Consider the following 22,277-nt stretch of genomic DNA (forward strand, 5'->3'; position numbering starts at 1 on the left):
TGAGCTATCTGTTAATTTGATAGTAAAGAGTTTTTGTCTTCCTAGAACATTCGCTTATCATGGAAGTTGTTTTATTACTATCGCTCTGACAGCACGCTAAGTTTGTCTCATAACGTTGTTTGAAATCTGCGTCTTCTAATACATTCAGATTCCAGCCTCAGAGCGTTTCAAAAAAGAATTTTGGTTAACGCGTTCAAGCTAGCTATCTTTAAGTAAGGCTTAAGAATAAGAACGAAAAATATACTGCGTTAGCCACCTAACAGATTTATTACCGCCATTATGACTGAACACGAAAAAAACAATGAAACTCCGCTGTCTATTGAAGCGGGCACTTTACTGAAGAATAAGCGCGAGTCTTTAGGCATGACTCAAAAGCAAATTGCTGATCGCCTAAGATTGCGTGTATCTGTCATCGAAGATATCGAAAACAACCAATTTGATTCTCATCAAGTCGCGACATTCATCCGTGGCTACTTACGTTCTTATGCAAAACTGGTTTCTGTTGATGAGCACTTAGTGCTTTCTGCTTTAGATACGACAGGTGAAGCGCAGCACCAAGAGCAGGAGATGCAGAGCTTCTCTCGAAAAACCAAAACAGAGAAACACAATAGCCGAATTATGTTGCTAACATGGGCTATTGCTATTGTGATTACAGGCATTTCCGCGGTGTGGTGGTGGCAAAACCAACAAGAGAACAGTTTAGCTCAAGTGGTTAATGAAGCTGCGGTTGAGACTGAAATCGTTGATGATTCTGCATTCGATACAGAGCCTACTGTGTCAACGGAAACTATTGCTGTTGAAGCTACTGCAGATGAAGCTCCAATCGTTGATGATGCGCCAGTTATGGTTTCGGAGGTTTCAACTGATACATCACCTGTTGATGCTGTGAATGAAGAAGAGACCAGTTCTACTGAAGAGTTAGCTCAACCAGTAACAAAGCCTACTGTTGTTGAAGTTGAAGAAAAGCCAGCAGTAATTCCAGCAGGTATGACACCAGTGACAATGACGTTTACCTCTGATTGCTGGATCCAAGTTAAAGATGCTAATGGCAAAACGTTAGTTTCAGGTACTCACAAGCCCGGTCAAAATGTCGAGCTTGCCGGAAAAGCACCATTTAAAGTGATTTTAGGTGCGCCAGAAGCCGTGACAATGACATTTGCAAGTGAACCTGTCGACCTTTCTGGGTATACTTCAGGCAAAGTAGCTAGATTCACTCTACCGTTATAAATATTATGCAACACGAATCTCCAATTATTCGTCGTAAATCGACGCGTATTTATGTGGGTGATGTACCAATTGGTGATGGTGCACCAATTGCTGTACAGTCAATGACAAACACTCGCACGACTGATGTGGAAGCCACAGTCGCACAAATCCGAGCATTAGAAAAAGTGGGTGCAGACATTGTACGTGTTTCTGTTCCTACCATGGATGCGGCGGAAGCCTTTAAGCTCATCAAACAGCAAGTGTCTGTGCCGCTCGTTGCAGACATTCACTTCGACTACCGTATTGCACTGAAAGTGGCAGAGTATGGTGTCGACTGTTTGCGTATTAACCCAGGTAACATCGGCAACGAAGAGCGTATTCGTTCGGTTGTTGATTGTGCCCGTGACAAAAACATCCCAATCCGTATTGGCGTCAATGGTGGCTCTTTGGAAAAAGATCTGCAGATGAAGTACGGTGAGCCGACGCCAGAAGCATTGGTGGAATCGGCGATGCGTCACGTGGACCACCTTGATCGCCTTAACTTTGACCAGTTCAAAGTGAGTGTGAAAGCGTCTGATGTTTTCCTTGCGGTGGATTCATACCGCCTATTGGCAAAACAGATCGACCAGCCACTACACCTTGGTATCACCGAAGCAGGTGGTGCAAGAGCGGGTGCTGTGAAGTCCTCTGTTGGCTTAGGTATGCTTCTAGCGGAAGGGATCGGTGATACGTTGCGTATTTCATTGGCTGCAGATCCAGTAGAAGAAATCAAAGTTGGCTTTGATATTCTTAAATCTCTACGTATTCGCTCTCGCGGCATCAACTTTATTGCTTGCCCAAGCTGTTCACGTCAGGAATTCGACGTGATTAACACAGTAAATGCATTGGAAGAGCGCTTAGAAGACATCATCACACCTATGGATGTGTCGATCATCGGCTGTGTAGTAAATGGCCCAGGTGAAGCCGAGGTTTCACATTTAGGTCTAGCAGGCAGCAACAAGAAGAGCGCATTCTACGAAGACGGTAAACGTCAGAAAGAGCGTTTCGACAATGATGATCTAGTGAACCAACTAGAAGCGAAAATCCGTGCGAAAGCGTCTGTGTTAGATCAAGCTAACCGCATCGATATCAAACAAGAAGATTAATCTCATAGCTCGAGCATGTAAGCGTGCTCGGGTTACTAAGCGACGGTAATTATTGTGGCAAAGAAAATCCAAGCAATCCGAGGCATGAACGACTGCCTTCCAACTCAATCTCCACTGTGGCAGAAACTTGAAAACGCAGTGAAAAGTACCGTGAGCGCATACGGCTACAACGAAGTGCGCATGCCTATCGTTGAAGAAACAAACCTATTCAGCCGCGCTGTTGGTGAAGAGACAGACGTCGTTTCAAAAGAAATGTACACCTTTGATGATCGTAACGGAGACAGCCTAACACTTCGCCCTGAAGGTACTGCGGGTTGTGTACGTTCATGTATTCAAAACAGCTTGATCAACCGTGACGAACAGCGTCTGTGGTACATGGGGCCAATGTTCCGCCATGAGCGTCCGCAGAAAGGTCGTTACCGTCAATTCCACCAGTGTGGTGTTGAGGTGTTTGGTCTTAATGGTCCAGATGTTGATGCTGAGCTTATCATGATGACAGCACGTCTATGGCGTGAACTGGGTATCAATGAACATGTTCGTCTTGAGCTTAACTCTATCGGTTCTCAAGAAGATCGCGCAGACTACCGTACGGCACTGGTTGCATTCCTTGAGCAACATATTGATGTGCTAGACGAAGATTGTAAGCGTCGCATGCACACTAACCCACTGCGTGTTCTGGATACAAAGAACCCTGACGTTCAGGCTATTTTAGGTGATGCACCTCGTCTTTCTGAGTACTTAGGCGAGGAATCTAAAGCTCACTTCGCAGGTCTATGTGAACTTTTAGACGCTGCAGGTATCGAATACACAGTTAACGAACGTCTAGTTCGTGGTCTGGATTACTACAACCGCACGGTATTTGAGTGGATCACTGAGAGCCTAGGTGCTCAAGGCACAGTATGTGGCGGTGGTCGTTACGATGGTCTTGTAGAGCAATTAGGTGGTAAAGAAACACCAGCAGTTGGTTTTGCAATGGGCCTAGAACGTCTTGTTCTGATGCTAGAAACACTAGAGCTAACAGACGTTCGTCGCAGTGTAGATGTTTACGTAGTAACAGCAGGCGAAGGCACCATGATGGCGGGTATGAAGCTAGCAGAGCAGCTTCGTGAAGCTGTTCCTGGCGTTCGCGTGATGAGTCACTTCGGTGGCGGTAACTTCAAGAAACAGTTTAAGCGCGCAGATAAAGTGGGTGCTGTAGTAGCATTAGTTCTGGGCGAAAACGAAGTTGCGGATAACACCGTAGTACTAAAAGACTTGGTTGGTGGTGAGCAAGAGACTTACAACCAAGCAGAAGTTGCTGAGAAGATCGCAGCACTGATTTAAGTCTTTTAATAAGCTAAAAATTAAATCCTAATTCGTAATAGTAAGGCTCCCAAGATAGGAGCCTTTCGACGAAATAGGAACAATGGCAGTCTTGCTGCCATTTACATGTTTTAAGAGGACAGGAAGTGGAACTTTACGATACTGAAGAACAACAAGTTGAAGCAATTAAAGACTGGTGGAAGGAAAACGGCAAAGCCGTAATCATCGGTGCCGTGGTTGGTTTAGGTGGCCTATTTGGTTGGCGTTACTATCAAGATTCTGTTGTTCAGGCGAGTGAAGCGGCTTCTTTGAGCTACACAACGACAATGAACGCGCTACAAGCGAAAGGTGTTGATGCTCAAGCAGACGTGCAAGCGTTTATTGATTCAAACAAAGTACAAGAGTACTCAGTGTTGGCCGCGATGCAGCTTGCTAAAGCTCAAGTTGATGCGAAAGAATTACCAGCTGCATTAACGCAACTGAAATGGGCTCAAAGCAACACTAAAGACGCAGCTCTAGCTCCACTAATTAGCTACCGTATTGCTCGAATTGAAGCTGAACAAGGTAACTTTGATGCTGCTAATGCAGAACTGAACAAAGTGACTGATACAGCGTGGGCTGGTCGTATTGCCGAGTTACGTGGTGATATTGCGCTTCGTCAAGGAAATCAAGATGCCGCTTACACAGCTTATACCGAAGCTCAACAAGCTGCAGATGCAAGCCCAACCTTGCAGATGAAGTTGGACGATCTAGCCAAATAAGGACCGCAGTGGATGAAAAGAGTCTTAAAGCATGCCTTATTGAGTGCGATGGCAGTGGGTATTCTTGCTGGCTGTGCCGGCGAGGAAGATACAATCGTTATGGCACCGCTACCGAAGGTTGATAATCAATTTACGCCAAGTACGAATTGGAGTACTTCAATTGGTGATGGCGTAGGCCATTACTTTTCAAAGCTATCTCCTGCTTTTGCTTACGACAAGTTATTTGTAGCAAGCCGTGATGGTCTGGTCAAAGCTCTGGATGCTGAAACCGGCAAAACGTTGTGGCAAACAGACTTAGAGCAAGATGTGATTGCACGCCTATCAGGTGGCCTAACTGCCGCTTATGACCATGTTTACATTGGTTCTGAAAACGGCGAAGTCATTGCTTTAGACCAAGAAACTGGTGAAGTAACATGGCGTGTTGAAGTCGGTGGTGAAGTTCTTGCTAACCCTGTTGCTGATTCTGGTTTAATTATTGTAAATACCAGCCGTGGTACTTTGTTTGCTCTTGACCAGTTAACGGGTGAGCAAAAGTGGGCGATCAGTGCTGAAGTTCCAAACCTAACCCTTCGTGGCGATAGCACACCAACAGCGGTTGCTGGTGGGGTATTTTGGGGCACGGCAAATGGTCGATTGGCAGCCGCGATTGTTGAGCGTGGTCAATTGATTTGGCAACAGCCGATCGGAACCCCTAAAGGGGCAACGGAAATTGATCGTCTTGTCGATGTAGACTCTTCACCGATTGTACTGGGCGGCACTCTTTTCACAGTTGGTTACAATGGACAGTTAATTGCCATTGATCTACGTTCAGCTAAACCTTTGTGGAAGCGTAATTACTCGTCTGCAAATGATTTAGCGACGGATGGTAGTCGTATCTTCGTTATCACTGAGAAAGATCATGTGGTTGCTGTTGATGCGCGCAGTGGTACTGAGCTGTGGGAAAATGCATCACTTGAGTATCGACAACTTACCGCACCAGTAGTAATCGATAACTACTTGGTCGTAGGTGATACTCTTGGCTATTTACATTGGATCGACCGCTCTACTGGTGAGTTCGTTGCTCAACAAGAAGTAGACAGTAGTGGCTTTGCTGTTGGTCCAGTCGCAGTTTCTGACGGTTATGTCATTACTACTCGTAATGGCGATGTAAAGAAACTGAGCATTAACGAATAATATCGTGATATAATTCACATTCGGCTCCTGGCTGGTAACAGTTAGGAGCCGTTTTGTTGTTTGAAATTTTTATTTATTAACCGTTATTCCTGACGTGGTTATAGGTAAAAAGCTTGTTTGATTTGGCATTGAGCAAGTCGTTACCTATAACTACAGAAGAAAGATTATTGTAGAGGTTGTTATGGTACCTGTTGTTGCTCTAGTAGGGCGTCCGAACGTAGGTAAATCTACACTATTTAACCGATTGACACGCACACGTGACGCGTTGGTTGCGGACTTCCCTGGCCTAACGCGAGACCGTAAATATGGCCAAGCTCGCCTTGGTGAAGAACATGAATTCATCGTTATTGATACCGGTGGTATTGATGGTACGGAAGAAGGCGTAGAAACGAAGATGGCAGAACAATCGCTAGCTGCGATTGATGAAGCTGATGTAGTACTATTCCTTGTTGATGGTCGTGCTGGATTAACGCCATCGGATGAAGCGATTGCCGCGCACCTGCGCAAAATCGAAAAACCAGCAATGCTGGTAGTAAACAAGATCGATGGTATTGATGCAGATGCAGCTTGTGCTGATTTCTGGCAGCTTGGTGTTGACGACATGTACCAAATTGCTGCGGCGCATGGTCGTGGTGTAACAGCATTGCTAGAACGCGCATTAGCGCCATTCTTTGATGATCTGCTGGCAAGTGAATCTGAAGAAGGTGAGATTGAAGATCTGACTGAATTCGAAGATGAAGAGCTAGCGATTGAAGATTACACCGAAGAAGACGCAGAAGCAGAGTTCAAACGTTTACAAGACCAGCCAATCAAACTGGCAATCATTGGTCGTCCAAACGTTGGTAAATCAACACTGACAAACCGTATTCTTGGCGAAGAGCGTGTTGTGGTATACGACATGCCAGGCACCACTCGTGACTCAATCTACATTCCAATGGAACGTGATGGTCGTGAGTATGTGTTGATCGATACTGCAGGTGTACGTCGTCGTGGTCGTATCAACGAAACCGTCGAGAAATTCTCTGTTGTTAAAACACTGAAAGCCGTAGAAGACGCAAACGTGGTTCTATTGGTTATCGACGCACGTGAAAACATTTCTGACCAAGACTTGAGTCTACTTGGCTTCGCATTGAACGCAGGCCGTTCAATTGTACTAGCGGTAAACAAGTGGGACGGTCTAGATAACGAAGTGAAAGAGAACGTGAAGAAAGAGCTCGACCGTCGTTTAGGCTTCGTTGATTTTGCACGTATTCACTTTATCTCAGCGCTTCACGGTACAGGCGTTGGCCACTTGTTCGAATCAATTCAAGAAGCGTACAAGTCGGCAACGACACGTGTTGGTACTTCTGTACTGACTCGTATTATGAAGATGGCAACAGACGATCACCAACCACCAATGGTTCGTGGCCGTCGAATCAAACTGAAGTACGCGCACGCGGGTGGTTACAACCCACCTATCGTGGTTGTTCACGGTAACATGGTTCGCGATCTACCAGATTCGTACAAGCGCTACTTGATGAACTACTTCCGTAAGTCGCTGGAAATCATGGGTACACCAATCCGTATTAACTTCCAGAACAGCGACAACCCGTACGAGAACCGTACAAACAAGCTAACGCTATCTCAAGAGCGTAAGCGCAAGCGTATGATGTCTGCAGTGAAAAACCGCAACAAATAATCGCTAAGATTTTCTGAATACCCAAGTTTCGACTTGGGTATTTTTTTATAAGCAGATTTTTACTCGAAGAAACTTATTAGAAGAACTCCAAACATGACAATCACAGCAACCAAGACCCGCTTCTGTCATCAGACATGGCAAATGGAAGCGCCAATACAACTTGTTCAGTCTACACATGAAGTCACTTACGTGATTACAGAAGTGACACCTTTCCATCCTGTGAGTCATATTTGGCCAGATCATCCTGCAGATAAAGGCACACTGACAGCAATGGGCACTGGATATGAAGTGATGGATTGCCAGGTTGGCGCGGTAGAGCTTGCAAGTGGAGAATTGCATGTCGGCACTGCAATTCCTGTAAAACGCGATACCGAAGGGTGGGTATTTGTGGTTGTCCATGTATTACCACGAACGGAAGCCCTTACTGTAGGTAATGTTGTGTCATTAGAAGTCGACAAAGAGTACCAGCTATCGCTGAGTCGTGGACATAGTGCAGGGCATATCGCATACCTTGCACTTAATAAAATATTGGCACAGAGCTACTGGCGAAAAGATGCAGACCGCAAAGACCCTCATGGGAATTACGACTTCAACAGCTACGCACAAGAAACCAGTTTTGTTACTCCAGATAAATGTCTGGACACCTATCGTTTAGGTAAAACACTCCGTAAAAGAGGTTTAAACAGTGCAGATATGTTGTCTGACTTGAAAAGCATCGAACAACAGGTGAATGTTCTGTTGGAAGATTGGCTAAAAAGAGATGCTGCGATCACCATCGATTGCCATGGTGAACGCCTTACTGATTCACGTTACTGGCAATGTGATTTAGGCGAAGGTGAAATTGCTGTCATCCCTTGTGGGGGAACGCATGCGAGCCATTTGAATGACTTTGGTTCTATTCGTGTAACACTGACGGAAATAGACTCACAGACAATTGAAATGCACACTGATGTAATAAGTTAAACTTCAAATTCGATCTTTTTATTAAATTCTGTCTATTTGCTTTTTTAATCCGAATCTTGGTGGTTTGTTCTATTTAAAATTGAGATGCAGAATATGTAACTTATGCTTTCGGTGTGTGGTTATATAAATATTCTTTTAAGGGGTGATCGCTGATCAAAAGGGAAATATCCGATGATCAGCATATGATCTTTTATAGTGCCGCATTCACATAATGTGAGTTAGTTACCTGCGTCATATTTATAGATCTATTATATTTCGGGCTGATAAACATAATAACGATATGAATACAGCACAATGGACAAAGATAGACTGTTAGATGCTCACCGAGCAGTCAATCGTCTTTTGGGTAAGCTTGCACTAGGAATGGAACGAGACAGCCTCAACCACGAGGTTATTGAGTTAAGTGAACACCTATTTGGGAAGAGGCAAGCTTCCATACTACGATTGCACCCCGATACCAATACATTGCACTTGGAATTTGCCCCACACTTACCTGATTTCTACAATCAAGCGATTGAAGGAGTTCCAATTGGACCAGAAATTGGTTCATGTGGTGCTGCTGCATTCTTGAAGCAAATCGTGGTTGTTAGCGATATTGATCATCATGCTAACTGGGCTCCTTTCCTCGAACTGACTCAACAGGCTCGACTCCGTGCATGTTGGTCTGTCCCGATCATTGCTTCGGACGGCCATGTATTGGGAACATTTGCCGTATACAGCAATGCACCTTCTGAACCTCACCCCTATGAGCTCGAAGTGCTCGAAATGTTGGCCGCTTTATATGCGGTGGCATTAGAGAAGTATCGTCTAGAAGAGCAACTTCACTTTCACGCTAGCCGCGATCCACTCACGCACTGCTTTAATCGTCGCGCTCTGTTGACAGAAGTCGACCGAAAAATTAATCACAAATGTGATCGTAATGCATTAGTCGGATGTTTCTTTGTTGATATCGATGAGTTTAAGTACATCAATGATCGCTTTGGTCATGAGACTGGTGACCAAGTCTTGGTGCTGGTAGCTGAGCACCTGAAACAGGCGTTTCGTTCTTGTTCAGTGATAGGGCGGTATGGTGGTGATGAGTTTGTTGGTTTCTGTTGTTTTCCAGATGAGCAGACCTACCTTCACTTTGTTTCTCGTTTAGCGGATGAACTTAATCAGATTTATCATCTAGAAGAATATCAAGTCAAAGCCAGCATTGGCGCTTCTTGTAGTACTGCTAGTGAGCGCTCGGTGTTACAAGAGCTTATTCAGCAAGCTGATGTGGCAATGTACCAGAACAAACGCGCCAAACGCGCCAAACGAGCGTGATTAAGATCAAAGCACCAATTTGGCTTATGATTAGACTGTAAGTCAGTAAATTGAAGTTTTTAGGGGTAGTCATGCAACCGAATATTTGCCCAACTTGCGATGTAGAGTTGGAATGGACAGGGCAATACCATTGCAATAAGTGTGAGTCGGATTATAAGAAGGTAGGGTTTTGCCCAGATTGCGATGCTGAGTTGGAGAAACTACAGGCTTGCGGCGCGGCAAACTACTTTTGCAACAGTTGTAATGAACTCAAATCGAAATCACGTGTTCGATTTGAGTTTCAAAAAATCAGTTAACGGTAGAGCGAAGCTCACCATCAGATAAGCGGGTGACCAATACGTCGCCCGTTTTTACATCTTTTGCTTGGGTAACAACCTGACCTTGCTCAGTTTGAGTAATCGAGTAGCCACGTTTTAGCGTTGCCAATGGGCTTACCGTATCTAGCTTCTCTGCCGCGATTGCCAGTTGGTGGCGCATGGTCAGTAACTTACGGTCCATCGCATCCAGCAATTTCTGCTCAACTCGATCAAGCTTCGACTTCTGCTCAGCCAAGCGTTTTACTGGTGAGTTCAGTTGTAGGCGATGATGTTTGCGTTCTACCGCTTGTTGGCGTGTCGTGATAAATCGTTGCATTGCGCGTTGTAGGCGCATGTCCAACTCATCAAGTTGTTGCGTCTGACGCTGCAATTGATAGCTTGGGTGCTGGCGCTCTAAACGGTGCATCAGTTGAGCCGATTGCTGTTTTTGTTGCGCTAGGTAGTAACGCATTGCACTGGCTAGCTTATGTTGGCGAGTCACCAAAGCTTGATCTTTGTGGCTGTTATCGCGGCTTACCAATTCAGCCGCCGCGGATGGCGTCGGCGCTCGCATGTCCGCAACAAAGTCGGCAATCGTTACGTCAACTTCATGGCCAACTGCGCTGATGATCGGAATTTGGCTTGCTGCAATGGTACGAGCAAGAATTTCGTTGTTGAAGCACCAGAGATCTTCTAACGAGCCGCCACCACGACCAACAATCAATACATCACATTCATCACGACTGTTTGCACGGCCGATTGCCTGCGCAATTTGAATAGCAGCCTCTTCACCTTGCACCATAGTTGGGTAAACCACCACGGGTAGGGAAGGATCTCGGCGTTTCAATACATCTAGGATATCGTACAGTGCGGCACCGGTTTTAGAGGTGATCACACCAACGCGTTTTGGGTGCTCAGGTAAAGGCTGCTTATTGGTTTGAGCAAACAAACCTTCTGCTGCCAGTTTCATCTTAAGTGCTTCGAACTCTTGTTGCAGACGACCATCGCCTTCTGGCTGCATACTTTCGATGATCAATTGATAGTCACCACGTGGCTCGTACAGAGACAGACGGGCTTTAACTAATACTTGATTGCCGTTAGCAGGTTTGAAAGTGACGCGACGATTGTTACCACGGAACATGGCACATTTAACTTGAGCGCGAGAATCTTTAAGAGTGAGGTACCAGTGACCAGAGACGGGAGCTGAAAAGTTGGATATCTCTCCGACAAGCCAGACGATCCCCATTTCGTTTTCGAGCAGCAGACGCACTTCGGCATTGAGACGAGAAACAGTGAAGATGTTTTGATTGGTCTGGGAGAGCACAGCTAATTCCGTAGACGTGAGTATGGAAATTAGCGGCAATATAATACATATCAAGGGGGTAATTGCAAGAAAAAAATTAAAAAACTTGTGGTCAAGCGATTGCGTTAACCGTATAATCCCTCCGCAATATCTAATCCAAATGTAGCCAACAACCTAAAACTGGTTACCCTCATTATGCGAAACGATGAGATTGGATTGTCTTTTTACTCCTCTAATTGTGAGATATTGCAAATGCTAAGAATTGCCAAAGAAGCGCTGACATTCGATGACGTACTACTCGTGCCAGCTCACTCCACCGTTCTCCCAAACACAGCTGATCTTCGCACTCAGTTGACTAAGAACATCACCCTAAACATCCCAATGATTTCAGCGTCTATGGACACTGTTACTGAAGCTCGTCTAGCTATCGCGCTAGCGCAAGAGGGTGGCATTGGCTTTATCCACAAAAACATGTCTATTGAGCAGCAAGCTGCTGAAGTTCGTAAAGTTAAGAAGTTTGAAGCTGGTGTTGTTTCTGATCCAGTAACTGTTAGCCCTGAAGCGACTATCGCTGACGTGGTTGCACTGACTGAAAAACACGGCTTCGCTGGTTTCCCTGTCATCACAGAGAACAACGAGCTTGTAGGCATTATCACTGGTCGTGATGTGCGCTTTGTTACTGACCTTTCTAAGAAAGTGTCTTCAGTAATGACAGCAAAAGAAAACCTTGCAGCAGTGAAAGAAGGTGCAACACGTGAAGAAGTGCAAGAGAAAATGCACGAAGCACGCGTTGAGAAAGTATTGGTTGTGAACGATGAGTTCCAACTAACCGGTATGATCACTGCGAAAGACTTCCATAAAGCAGAACGTAAACCAAACGCATGTAAAGATGAGCGCGGTCGTCTACGTGTTGGCGCAGCCGTTGGTGCTGGCGCTGGTAACGAAGAGCGTGTTGCTGCTCTAGTTGAAGCGGGCGTTGACGTTCTACTTATCGACTCTTCACACGGTCACTCTGAAGGTGTACTAAACCGTATCCGCGAAACTCGCGCTACTTACCCAGATTTAGACATCATCGGCGGTAACGTTGCGACAGGTGCTGGTGCTAAAGCACTTATCGAAGCGGGTGTTAGCGCAGTGAAAGTAGGTATCGGTCCTGGTTCAATCTGTACAACTCGTATCGTAACAGGTGTTGGTGTTCCTCAAGTAACAGCAATCGCAGACGCGGCAGAAGTGGCGAACTCATTCGGCATTCCAGTTATCGCTGACGGCGGTATCCGCTTCTCTGGTGACATCTGTAAAGCAATCGTGGCTGGCGCATCATGTGTGATGGTTGGTTCAATGTTTGCAGGTACAGAAGAAGCTCCGGGTGAAGTGATTCTTTACAACGGTCGCTCTTACAAGTCTTACCGTGGTATGGGTTCTCTTGGCGCGATGTCTCAAGGTTCATCTGACCGTTACTTCCAGTCTGACAATGCAGCAGACAAGCTAGTACCGGAAGGTATCGAAGGTCGTATCGCATACAAAGGTCGTCTAAAAGAAATCGTACACCAACAAATGGGTGGTCTACGTTCAAGCATGGGTCTTACTGGCTCTGCAACGATTGAAGATATGCGTACTAAAGCTGAATTTGTTCGTATCTCAGGTGCGGGCATGGCTGAATCACACGTACACGACGTTCAAATCACTAAGGAAGCTCCAAACTACCGTCGCGGTTAATTTTACTGTTGTAAAAATAAAACCTATACACTCGACGTAAACGTTTGCTTTTTTCCTTGAAGCATTAATAAGAGGCGAGTACACTCGCCTCCGTTTTAATAACCTAGCTTATAAGACTGCTCAAAATGACTAAAAATATTCATGACCAACGTATTCTGATCTTGGACTTCGGTTCTCAGTACACTCAGCTAGTAGCGCGCCGTGTACGTGAAATCGGTGTTTACTGTGAACTGTGGAGCTGGGACGTTGAAGAAGCGGATATTCGTGAATTCAATCCAGACGGTATCATCCTATCTGGTGGTCCAGAAAGCGTAACGGAAGATAACTCTCCACGCGCTCCTCAATACGTATTTGACTCTGGTGTGCCAGTACTAGGTGTATGTTACGGCATGCAAACTATGGCTGAGCAGCTAGGTGGTAAAGTAGCGGGTTCTACAGAACGTGAATTCGGTTACGCACAAGTTAAAGTTTCTGGTGAATCTGCACTATTTAAAGATCTTGAGCTAACTCAAGACGTGTGGATGAGCCACGGTGACAAAGTAGTAGAAATTCCTGCTGACTTCGTGAAAGTTGGCGAGACAGACACATGTCCGTACGCTGCGATGGCGAACGAAGAGAAGAAATACTACGGCGTTCAGTTCCACCCAGAAGTAACGCACACGAAAGGCGGCCTACAAATGCTAGAGAACTTCGTTCTTGGCGTATGTGGCTGTGAGCGTCTATGGACTTCTGAATCTATCATCGAAGACGCGGTTGCTCGTATTAAAGAGCAAGTGGGTGACGACGAAGTTATCCTAGGTCTATCTGGTGGTGTTGATTCATCGGTAGTTGCTATGCTAGTTCACCGTGCAATCGGCGACAAGCTAACTTGTGTATTCGTAGATAACGGTCTTCTTCGTCTAAACGAAGGTCAACAAGTAATGGATATGTTCGGCGACCAATTTGGTTTGAACATCATCAAAGTTGACGCTGAAGATCGCTTCCTAAAAGCACTTGAAGGCAAGTCGGATCCAGAAGAGAAGCGTAAGACAATCGGTCACGTATTCGTAGACGTATTTGATGAAGAGTCTAAGAAGCTGAAAAACGCGAAATGGCTAGCTCAAGGTACGATTTACCCAGACGTTATCGAGTCTGCTGCATCTAAGACTGGTAAAGCGCACGTGATCAAATCACACCACAACGTGGGTGGTCTTCCAGATGACATGGAAATGGGTCTTGTTGAGCCACTACGTGAGCTGTTCAAAGATGAAGTTCGTAAGATCGGTCTAGAGCTTGGTCTTCCGTACAACATGCTTTACCGCCACCCATTCCCGGGTCCTGGTCTAGGTGTTCGTGTTCTTGGTGAAATCAAGAAAGAGTACTGTGACTTGCTACGTCGTGCAGACGCTATCTTCATTGAAGAACTACACGCTGCAGACCTATACAACAAAGTATCTCAAGCGTTCACGGTATTCCTACCAGTTCGTTCTGTAGGTGTAATGGGCGATGGTCGTAAGTACGATTGGGTTGTCTCTCTACGAGCGGTAGAAACTATCGACTTTATGACTGCGCATTGGGCACACCTACCATACGACTTCCTAGGTAAGGTTTCTAACCGCATTATCAACGAAGTTGACGGTATCTCTCGTGTGGTTTACGACATCTCAGGTAAGCCACCAGCGACAATCGAATGGGAATAATATTCCCTTCATATTTGAAGTAGCAACGTTGTTGACTTCTCCATTTCACCCTAATCACATAGTAAACCTATGCTCATAGGGCTGAAATGGCTTGTCGCCTAGTTGCAACTCCAACTATTTTGGGAATTAGTTGGAGTATTTGACGTAAAGATTAAAATAGTAAAACCAGCCTTCGGGCTGGTTTTTTTATGCCTGAAAAGTGTGAACGCAGGTCTCAACTTTTTTATTAGAAAATATATACATGCGACATTGTTGAATGTATATTCATTTTTAGTGTTTAAATATTAAAGTTGGTATTGCTATGGAACAGGCAGAAGTTACCTCCCTCATCCCCATCATTATTACGTTAGTCCTCGCGCTAACTACAAGAAACGTTGTTGTCGGTCTTTTTGCCGGCGTCGTCAGTGGTGTGGCTATGCTTGAAGGCACATTCGTCGACAAAGGTCCGCTCGATTCGTTTAGTGCACTGATGAAGAGTTACCTGCTACCTCAGTTAACAGACAGCTACAACGCGGGTGTCATCCTTCTCTTGGTCTTCATTGGTGGCTTTGTTGCCTTAATGGAGAAATCTGGCGGTGGTGTGGCGTTCGCTAAAAAGGTCACTCAATGGGTTGCCAGTAAATGCCAAGCACAGATCTCTGCTTGGTTTGGCGGCGTTGTTATTTTCTTTTCAGACCTTGGTACACCGTTAATTGTTGGCCCTGTCTTTCGCCCTCTTTTTGATAAACTGAAAGTCTCTCGCCAGAAGCTTGCCTTTATCATCGATTCAACTTCATCCCCGGTGGCTATCCTGATCCCTTTCATCGGTTGGGGCGTTTACATCATGAGCCTGATTCAAAAAGAGTTTGCTGCGTTGGATGTGGGGATCAGTGATTGGGATGCCTTTATTGGCGCGATTCCTTACCAGTTTTATGCCTTTTTAGCGATCGCGATTGTGCCGATTGTCTCTTTCTTCAAACTGGATTTTGGACCAATGGCGAAAGCTGAGCAGCTTGCAGAGCAGGGTTCTGATTTTGGAAAAGTGCAAGACTCATTGAATGTGTTTGAGCATAAAAATGCAAAAACAAGTTTTGTTTGGGCACCGCTTCTCGTCATGCTTGTGGTGCTTTGTTCAATATTGGTTCCTCACGGTTTTCCATTTCAGAAAGTAGCAGGCTCAACATTCCGTGCTGCACTGTCGTCGGCGTATTTCTTTGCTGCAATTACCCTAATTAGTTTGATGGCGTTTTATGGTGTGAGAAAGCTCTCTGATGGCATTCAGGTTTACCTAAAAGGGATGTCAAACATGATGTCTGTTGCGGTGATTTTGGTGCTGGCTTGGGCATTAAGCTCAGTAGGTAAAGAGCTGGGTGCAGCGGCCTACATTGCAGAGCAAGCACAAGCTGGCTTCCCATACTGGCTATTGCCTGCCGTGGTTTTTCTATTGGCTGGTATTATCTCTTTTGCCACAGGGTCTTCGTGGGGGACTTTTGCCATCATGATGCCATTGGTCATTCCAACGGCAGTCGCGATTGATGCTCCATTGTTGGTGTGCATCGGTGCCGTGTTATCTGGCGGTTTATTTGGTGATCACTGTTCGCCAATTTCAGAAACCACCATCTTGTCCTCTACTGGTGCAGGTTGTGAGCAGTATGAGCACTTTAGAACCCAGTTGCCTTATGCGGTACTTAATGGTGCTATCGCTCTAACAAGCTTTCTTGTCGCAGGGGTAATGGCATCACCTGTAATTGTGCTGGTGGCGATTGTCGCTCAATTTGCCATTTACTTATTGCTCTCTAAACAGCAATCTTTGCAAGCTTTAGAATCGGTAACAGCAAACTAATAACAGCGAAATAAAACGGGGGAACGGTTCCCGTTTTGTTTTGAGTCAAGGTAACAGTTTTTGTGATACTCGCTGTGTAACAGTATTTATTTATAAACTTTGCGTCGCAGAATGAATGGGCTTCACTCTGCGCTTTTCCTACATGATCCACTATGTGTCTAGTTATTCCTTGTATATTGTATTGTTAAATACGGAGATTAGACATGTTTGCACTCAAACATCTGCCTCTTGCATTAAGCTGTGTGCTCGCGGCACAAGCTCATGCCAGCATGAATATCCAACCTGATCCACAAAATCCAAATGGCTACGTGATTGCTCGTGGCGATATTCAGACTGTGGAACAAAGCAAAACTTCTGACCCTATGTACGCCATCTGGGCACAAGCGTTAGAAACTCGTCCAAATACAGTGGTTGAAGCGATCGTTCCAGGAGCTGCAAGTAACCCAGAAAACGTTCAACGTGTTGAGCGTGTTTTCCCTGAATCAGAGTGGGACTTCTTAACACAGATGGCTGCACCAGAGTACACATATACTCGTTTCCTGCGCGCGATTGGTAAGTTCCCTGCATTCTGTGGTGAGTACACAGACGGGCGTGATTCAGATGCAATCTGTAAGAAATCCATCGTGACAGCATTTGCGCACTTTGCTCAGGAAACTGGTGGCCACATAGCGGTTGATAACGTATCGGACAACCCGCTCGCGCTAGAAGAGTGGCAGCAGGCACTCGTTCACGTACGTGAAATGGGGTGGTCTGAAGGTCAAGAAGGCTACACCACAGGCTGTGGTCAAAACGATTGGCAAAATAAGCGTTGGCCTTGTGAACCTGGTCAGGGGTATTTCGGTCGTGGTGCAAAACAGCTTTCTTACCACTTTAACTACGGCGCGTTCTCTGAAGTGATGTTTGATGGCGATGCATCGGTATTGCTGAAAAATCCGGGCTTAGTAGCAGACTCTTGGTTGAACTTAGCTTCTGCAATTTGGTTCTTCTTAACCCCTCAAGCGCCCAAGCCAGCGATGCTGCACGTAATTGATCGTACTTGGGTGCCATCGCAACGTGAAACTGATGCGGGCATTGGTTACGGCTTTGGTACCACGATTAACGTCATCAACGGTGGTATCGAATGTGGTGAGCAAAACAAAGACAAAGGTCAGCCAGTTAACCGTATTCGTTACTGGGAAGGTCTCGCAGCGCACTATCAAATTCCTATCGAAACCGATGAGACCAATACCTGCTGGCAGCAAACGCCTTACGGTAGCCTAAATTTAAATGGCGCGACGGACGTGCTATACACCAACTGGGATGGTAACTGGAAGTACTACTCAGATCGTCCAGGTGGCCATTCATTTGAGTGTGAATTGGTAGGGTTCCAAACTGCGTATTCGGCACTGGTAGCAGGAGATTATGAGAAATGTGTTACCAACTTCTATCAATCCCATGCTGGCTGGCCAGAAGTGCGCATTGTCGACAAATTAGACCCAGTTGATCCGGTGGATCCACCAGTGGATGGCGTTGCTGCTTGGGATTCAAGCAAGGTATACAACACGGGTGATCAAGTCTCTTACCAAGGTGCAGTGTATGAAGCGAAATGGTGGTCACAAGGTAATGAACCAACCAAAGGTGACCCTTGGAAGCTAGTTTCGGGTACGCCAACCGAGCCACCAACGATAGAGCCGCCTGTGACAGAGCCACCAGTAACTGAGCCTCCAGTAACCGAACCACCGGTGACGGAGCCTCCTGTATCGGGTGACTTTATCGCATGGGAACCGGGTGTCACTCAAGTTGCCAATGGCGACAAAGTGACTTATCAAGGTAAGTGTTTTATTGCGAAAAATGGCCCGGGAGTATGGGAAACACCAACACAGAGCAATTGGTTCTGGGATGAGATTTCTTGCCAGTAATTGAACAATAAATAGTCTAACTATCTATAAAGACTCTGCTTTTTAGTAGGGTCTTTTTTTATTCATTTAATTGCTTATTTGTGCAATCTAAGTTTCCAATAACGTCTTTTCTCTTTTGTTTTTTAGTCCATTAAAATTCGCGCGCAATTTTTATCAACATTTTTGAAAACAGGTACGCTTACATGTCTACTAAACTGGCTAACCCAGCGCCGCTAGGCCTAATGGGTTTCGGTATGACCACGATTCTGCTTAACATCCACAACGCAGGATTCTTCCCAATTGACTCAATGATCCTAGCAATGGGTATCTTCTACGGTGGTCTTAGCCAAGTTCTTGTTGGCATGATGTGCTTCAAACGTGGTGATACTTTCGGTACGACTGCATTTACGTCTTACGGTCTGTTCTGGCTAACACTGGTTGGCCTAATCGTAATGCCTTACATGGGTCTTCCTGCAAGCCCAGCACACTTTATGGGTTGGTACCTACTGCTATGGGGTATCTTCACAGGCTTCATGTTCATCGGTTCTCTATGTTACCCAGTAGCGAAGCAAGCCGTATTCGGTTCTCTTACTATTCTGTTCTTCCTACTAGCGGCACGTGACTTCACTGGTAGCGAGCTTATCGGTACTATTGCAGGCTTCGAAGGTATCTTCTGTGGCGCAAGCGCAATCTACTTCGCAATGGCTCAAGTACTTAACAATGAGTACGGTCGTACAGTGCTTCCTATCGGCGAAAAGCAAAAGCCACAAATTGCTACGCAAGAAATCGCAGCTTAATCGCTTTGAGTTGAATGCAAAAGAAAAGGGTTAGCCACTGGCTAACCCTTTTTTAATGCCCATTATTTGGACCACTGCTTTTTCTTATATACCTGCCAACCCGTTAGGGGAGGATGCTAAGTGAAGCGTTAGGTAGATGGCTGTTCTACCGTCTCTAACGTATCGCTATCTGCAGTTGGTGCTTTACCTGTTTTGCGCTTGTACTTCTCTTCCCAGTAAGTCGCGCCTTTAATACCAAGCGCTACTGGGTTGAACGTAAACTCGGTCACACCACGTTTCTGTTGCTCTTCGTAGTCAGCCAGTGCTTTTAGTGCAGGCTTCGACATGAAGAAGATGATCAGAATGCCGACAATGTTCAGCCATGCCATTAGGCCTACGCCCACATCACCCATTGCCCACGCAAGATTCGCGGTCTTAACTGTACCGTAGAATACCGCTGAGATAAGAATGACCTTCAAGATGAACATCAGACCGTTTACTTTTACCGTGCGACGGATGTACGCGATGTTGGTTTCCGCGATGTAGTAGTACGCCAGAATTGTTGTGAAAGCGAAGAAGAATAGCGCAATCGCGATGAATGGCTTACCAACGCCTGGTAGGGCACTCTCAATCGCCATTTGCGTAAACACAGGGCCATTTGCACCGATATCCGCTGGAAGGTTCTGTACTAGGAACGCGCCTTCTACTGCACCGTGAACGTTGTATGCGCCAGTGATAAGAATCATAAACGCCGTTGCTGAACACACTAGCAGTGTATCGATGTAGATTGAGAATGACTGAACAAGACCTTGCTGTGCTGGGTGATCAACGCTTGCCGCTGCTGCTGCGTGAGGACCAGTACCTTGACCTGCTTCGTTAGAGTAAACACCACGTTTTACACCCCAGCCAATCGCAGCACCGATACCAGCCATTGGTGTAAATGCGTCACCAAGGATCATACCAACGATACGTGGGATTTCACCGATGTTAAGCAGGATGATAACGAACGCTGTGATGATGTACGCCAGAGCCATGAACGGAACTACGATTTGAGTGAAGTTCGCGATTCGTTTCACACCACCAAAGATAATGAAAGCGAGAATGACACAGACAACCGTACCGGTAAAAATTTTAGCGAAACTGAAGGTACCAATAGCGGTTTCAATCATGTCACCTGAGCCAAATGCTGCTTCTACTGCGTTACCAATACTGTTCGATTGAACACCTGGAAGTAGAACACCACATGCAAAGATGGTTGCGATAGCAAAGATCCATGCGTACCACTTCTGACCCATTGCTTTTTCAATGTAGTAAGCTGGACCGCCGCGGAATTCGCCTTCGTCTTCTTCTTTATAAATTTGTGCTAGTGTTGATTCTGCGTATGCAGTTGCTGCGCCAAAGAAGGCAACGACCCACATCCAGAAAACGGCACCCGGACCACCGAAACCGATAGCGGCTGCAACACCGGCAATGTTACCTGTACCTACACGGCCAGATAGTGAAACGGCCAAAGCCTGAAATGATGAAATCCCCTTGGTTGAACTCTTACCATTAAGTAGCAAGCGCCACATTTCAAAGAAGTGACGAATCTGCACAAAGCGCGTCATGATCGAGTAGAACAAACCAGCGCCAAGGCACAAATAAATCAGTACCGGACTCCAGATAATTCCATTCAGAAAATCAACTAATGACTGCATGAGTATTTTCCCTGTTTGTTATGGTTGTGGTTGTTTTCCGTACAACACATTACCCTTTTTTGTAATGCAATTGTTAATCTTTTTAACTAAAAATCCTTTGTAGCGTGATGGCGAACACAGAATGCTTAAATATTGTTAAAAATTGGTTCTTGTTATGTATCTGAGTGGTTTTTATTGGAATTGACAATGAATTGATTGAATATGCAGCACATTGTCATGAAAATGTGCTGCAAGAGCTGGGAGTTGTATCTTCTGGTTGTTATTCAACTTGTGGAGTAATGTACTGTTTGAAATGGTTTGCAGTTGTTTAAGCGTAACGGCTCAAGCTTAATTCTGAGTGATTTGTGACTTTGGCATTTGTGTTCATCATGACGTCTGCAAGTATCTGCCCTGATCCGCAAGCCATGGTCCAACCGAGCGTTCCATGTCCTGTATTAGTGAACAAATTCTCGTAGGGTGTCGCCCCAATAACTGGCGTGCCATCTGGGGTCATCGGGCGAAAACCGGTCCAAAATTCGGCTTGAGTGAAATCGGCACTTTGTGGAAACAAATCACGAATCACCATTTCAATCGTCTTTTTGCGTTTTTGTGGTAACGAAGGATCAAAGCCAGCAAGCTCTGCAGTTCCCGCAACTCGGATGCGATCGTCAAAGCGTGTCATGGCTACTTTGTAGGTTTCATCCATGACGGTAGACCGCGGTGCAAATTGCTCACATTCAATCGGAACCGTCAGTGAATAGCCTTTGACGGGATAGACCGGAATATCGATTTCAAGCTGCTTGAGCAATGCCGTCGAATAACTGCCCGAAGCAAGCACAAACTGGTCAGCTTTAAACAAACCACGGTCCGTTTGGACACCCATGATCTTTTTGCCTACAGTAACCCAATTACTCACCTCCGTATTGAATTCAAACCTGACGCCATGGGCTTTCGCTAGCTCTGTTAACTGCTGGCAGAATTGAAAACAATCACCTGTTTCGTCATCAGGTAGATACAACCCGCCGACCAGCTTTTCTTTCACTAATGCCAACCCCGGTTCTTGTTTGATGCAGTGCTCGACATTCATTAACTGAAAGCGAGTACCGCTTTGCTCTAACAGCTTAAGGTCTTTTTCTATGGCATCGAGCTGCTGTTGAGAGCGAAATACTTGCAGGGTGCCCAATTGGCGTCCTTGGTATTCAAGCGCATGATCACGGCGTAACTGCTCCAAACACGCGCGACTATGATTGGCGATAGAGAGCATTCTTGCTTTGTTGATCTGATAGCGGGATAAGGTGCAGTTCGACACCATTTGCGTTGCCCAGCGAATTAGCTCTGGACTGAGAGATGGCTTTATTTTAAGTGGTGCATGTTCTTCAGTGAGCCACTTTATGGCTTTGAGTGGTATCCCTGGCGCAGCCCATGGTGAAGAATAACCGTAAGAGATTTGTCCCGCGTTAGCGAAGCTGGTTTCCATCGCACTATTTGCTTGGCGATCGATAACGGTGACCTGATAGCCAGCCTGAGATAAATACCAAGCTGAGGTTAAACCGATAACACCACTGCCGACTACGATGACTTCCATTGATGCGCTCC

Annotated in this window: 17 protein-coding genes; 14 read left to right on the top strand and 3 right to left on the bottom strand. The window is 45.7% G+C overall.

Annotation, left to right across the window (positions count from 1 at the left end):
- The first annotated feature begins 279 nt into the window (after nt 1–279).
- The 9 genes from rodZ (at nt 280) to J4N37_RS02825 (ending at nt 9,832) form a co-directional block, all read left to right on the top strand.
- Nucleotides 280–1,227: a cytoskeleton protein RodZ gene (rodZ, locus tag J4N37_RS02785; protein ID WP_045393164.1), complete on the top strand. Its 948-nt coding sequence runs from the start codon at nt 280–282 to the stop codon at nt 1,225–1,227.
- A gap of 5 nt (nt 1,228–1,232) precedes the next feature.
- Nucleotides 1,233–2,351, top strand: a complete 1,119-nt coding sequence (gene ispG / locus J4N37_RS02790) for a flavodoxin-dependent (E)-4-hydroxy-3-methylbut-2-enyl-diphosphate synthase (RefSeq protein WP_005424674.1) — start codon at nt 1,233–1,235, stop codon at nt 2,349–2,351.
- A gap of 54 nt (nt 2,352–2,405) precedes the next feature.
- The gene (gene hisS, locus J4N37_RS02795; RefSeq protein WP_010446176.1) at nt 2,406–3,674 is read left to right on the top strand and encodes a histidine--tRNA ligase; all 1,269 of its coding nucleotides are present in this window, start codon (nt 2,406–2,408) and stop codon (nt 3,672–3,674) included.
- A 125-nt stretch (nt 3,675–3,799) separates the two neighbouring features.
- Nucleotides 3,800–4,414 (top strand): YfgM family protein, encoded by a 615-nt coding sequence (locus J4N37_RS02800; protein ID WP_010446178.1) that lies wholly within the window; start codon nt 3,800–3,802, stop codon nt 4,412–4,414.
- 12 nt (nt 4,415–4,426) lie between these two features.
- Nucleotides 4,427–5,587 carry an outer membrane protein assembly factor BamB gene (gene bamB, locus J4N37_RS02805; RefSeq protein ID WP_252041637.1) on the top strand — a complete coding sequence of 387 codons (1,161 nt, stop codon included), beginning with the start codon at nt 4,427–4,429 and terminating at the stop codon, nt 5,585–5,587.
- 181 nt (nt 5,588–5,768) lie between these two features.
- Entirely contained in the window at nt 5,769–7,265 is a 1,497-nt protein-coding gene (gene der, locus J4N37_RS02810) for a ribosome biogenesis GTPase Der (protein WP_010446182.1), read from the top strand.
- A gap of 93 nt (nt 7,266–7,358) precedes the next feature.
- Complete coding sequence (locus tag J4N37_RS02815) at nt 7,359–8,228, top strand: alanyl-tRNA editing protein (RefSeq protein WP_010446184.1); 870 nt, start codon at nt 7,359–7,361, stop codon at nt 8,226–8,228.
- 294 nt (nt 8,229–8,522) lie between these two features.
- Entirely contained in the window at nt 8,523–9,536 is a 1,014-nt protein-coding gene (locus tag J4N37_RS02820) for a GGDEF domain-containing protein (RefSeq protein ID WP_252041638.1), read from the top strand.
- 71 nt (nt 9,537–9,607) lie between these two features.
- Nucleotides 9,608–9,832: a zinc ribbon domain-containing protein gene (locus J4N37_RS02825; RefSeq protein ID WP_088881282.1), complete on the top strand. Its 225-nt coding sequence runs from the start codon at nt 9,608–9,610 to the stop codon at nt 9,830–9,832.
- Here J4N37_RS02825 and xseA read toward each other — a convergent pair.
- Entirely contained in the window at nt 9,825–11,156 is a 1,332-nt protein-coding gene (gene xseA / locus J4N37_RS02830) for an exodeoxyribonuclease VII large subunit (RefSeq protein ID WP_132699753.1), read from the bottom strand. The genes J4N37_RS02825 and xseA overlap by 8 nt on opposite strands.
- Nucleotides 11,157–11,387: 231 nt before the next feature.
- Between xseA and guaB the strand changes: the two genes are divergently transcribed.
- From guaB to J4N37_RS02855, 5 genes are all read left to right on the top strand, one after another.
- Nucleotides 11,388–12,851 (top strand): IMP dehydrogenase, encoded by a 1,464-nt coding sequence (gene guaB / locus J4N37_RS02835; RefSeq protein WP_252041639.1) that lies wholly within the window; start codon nt 11,388–11,390, stop codon nt 12,849–12,851.
- Nucleotides 12,852–12,976: 125 nt separating this feature from the next.
- On the top strand, nt 12,977–14,530 hold the full coding sequence (guaA, locus tag J4N37_RS02840) for a glutamine-hydrolyzing GMP synthase (protein WP_005424749.1): 1,554 nt from the start codon (nt 12,977–12,979) through the stop codon (nt 14,528–14,530).
- Nucleotides 14,531–14,831: 301 nt separating this feature from the next.
- Nucleotides 14,832–16,352, top strand: coding sequence for a Na+/H+ antiporter NhaC family protein (locus tag J4N37_RS02845; RefSeq protein WP_252041640.1), 1,521 nt, complete (start codon nt 14,832–14,834; stop codon nt 16,350–16,352).
- 203 nt (nt 16,353–16,555) lie between these two features.
- Nucleotides 16,556–18,250, top strand: coding sequence for a chitinase (locus J4N37_RS02850; protein WP_252041642.1), 1,695 nt, complete (start codon nt 16,556–16,558; stop codon nt 18,248–18,250).
- 182 nt (nt 18,251–18,432) lie between these two features.
- On the top strand, nt 18,433–19,026 hold the full coding sequence (locus J4N37_RS02855) for an acetate uptake transporter (RefSeq protein ID WP_252041643.1): 594 nt from the start codon (nt 18,433–18,435) through the stop codon (nt 19,024–19,026).
- A 128-nt stretch (nt 19,027–19,154) separates the two neighbouring features.
- Here J4N37_RS02855 and J4N37_RS02860 read toward each other — a convergent pair whose 3' ends face one another.
- Together J4N37_RS02860 and J4N37_RS02865 are read right to left on the bottom strand one after the other, a co-directional pair.
- On the bottom strand, nt 19,155–20,702 hold the full coding sequence (locus tag J4N37_RS02860) for an alanine/glycine:cation symporter family protein (protein ID WP_252041644.1): 1,548 nt from the start codon (nt 20,700–20,702) through the stop codon (nt 19,155–19,157).
- 307 nt (nt 20,703–21,009) lie between these two features.
- Nucleotides 21,010–22,266 carry a D-amino acid dehydrogenase gene (locus J4N37_RS02865; protein ID WP_252041645.1) on the bottom strand — a complete coding sequence of 419 codons (1,257 nt, stop codon included), beginning with the start codon at nt 22,264–22,266 and terminating at the stop codon, nt 21,010–21,012.
- Nucleotides 22,267–22,277: the final 11 nt, after the last annotated feature.

The organism is Vibrio sp. SCSIO 43153, from assembly GCF_023716625.1.
In the GTDB taxonomy this organism is placed as follows: Bacteria; Pseudomonadota; Gammaproteobacteria; order Enterobacterales; family Vibrionaceae; genus Vibrio; species Vibrio rotiferianus.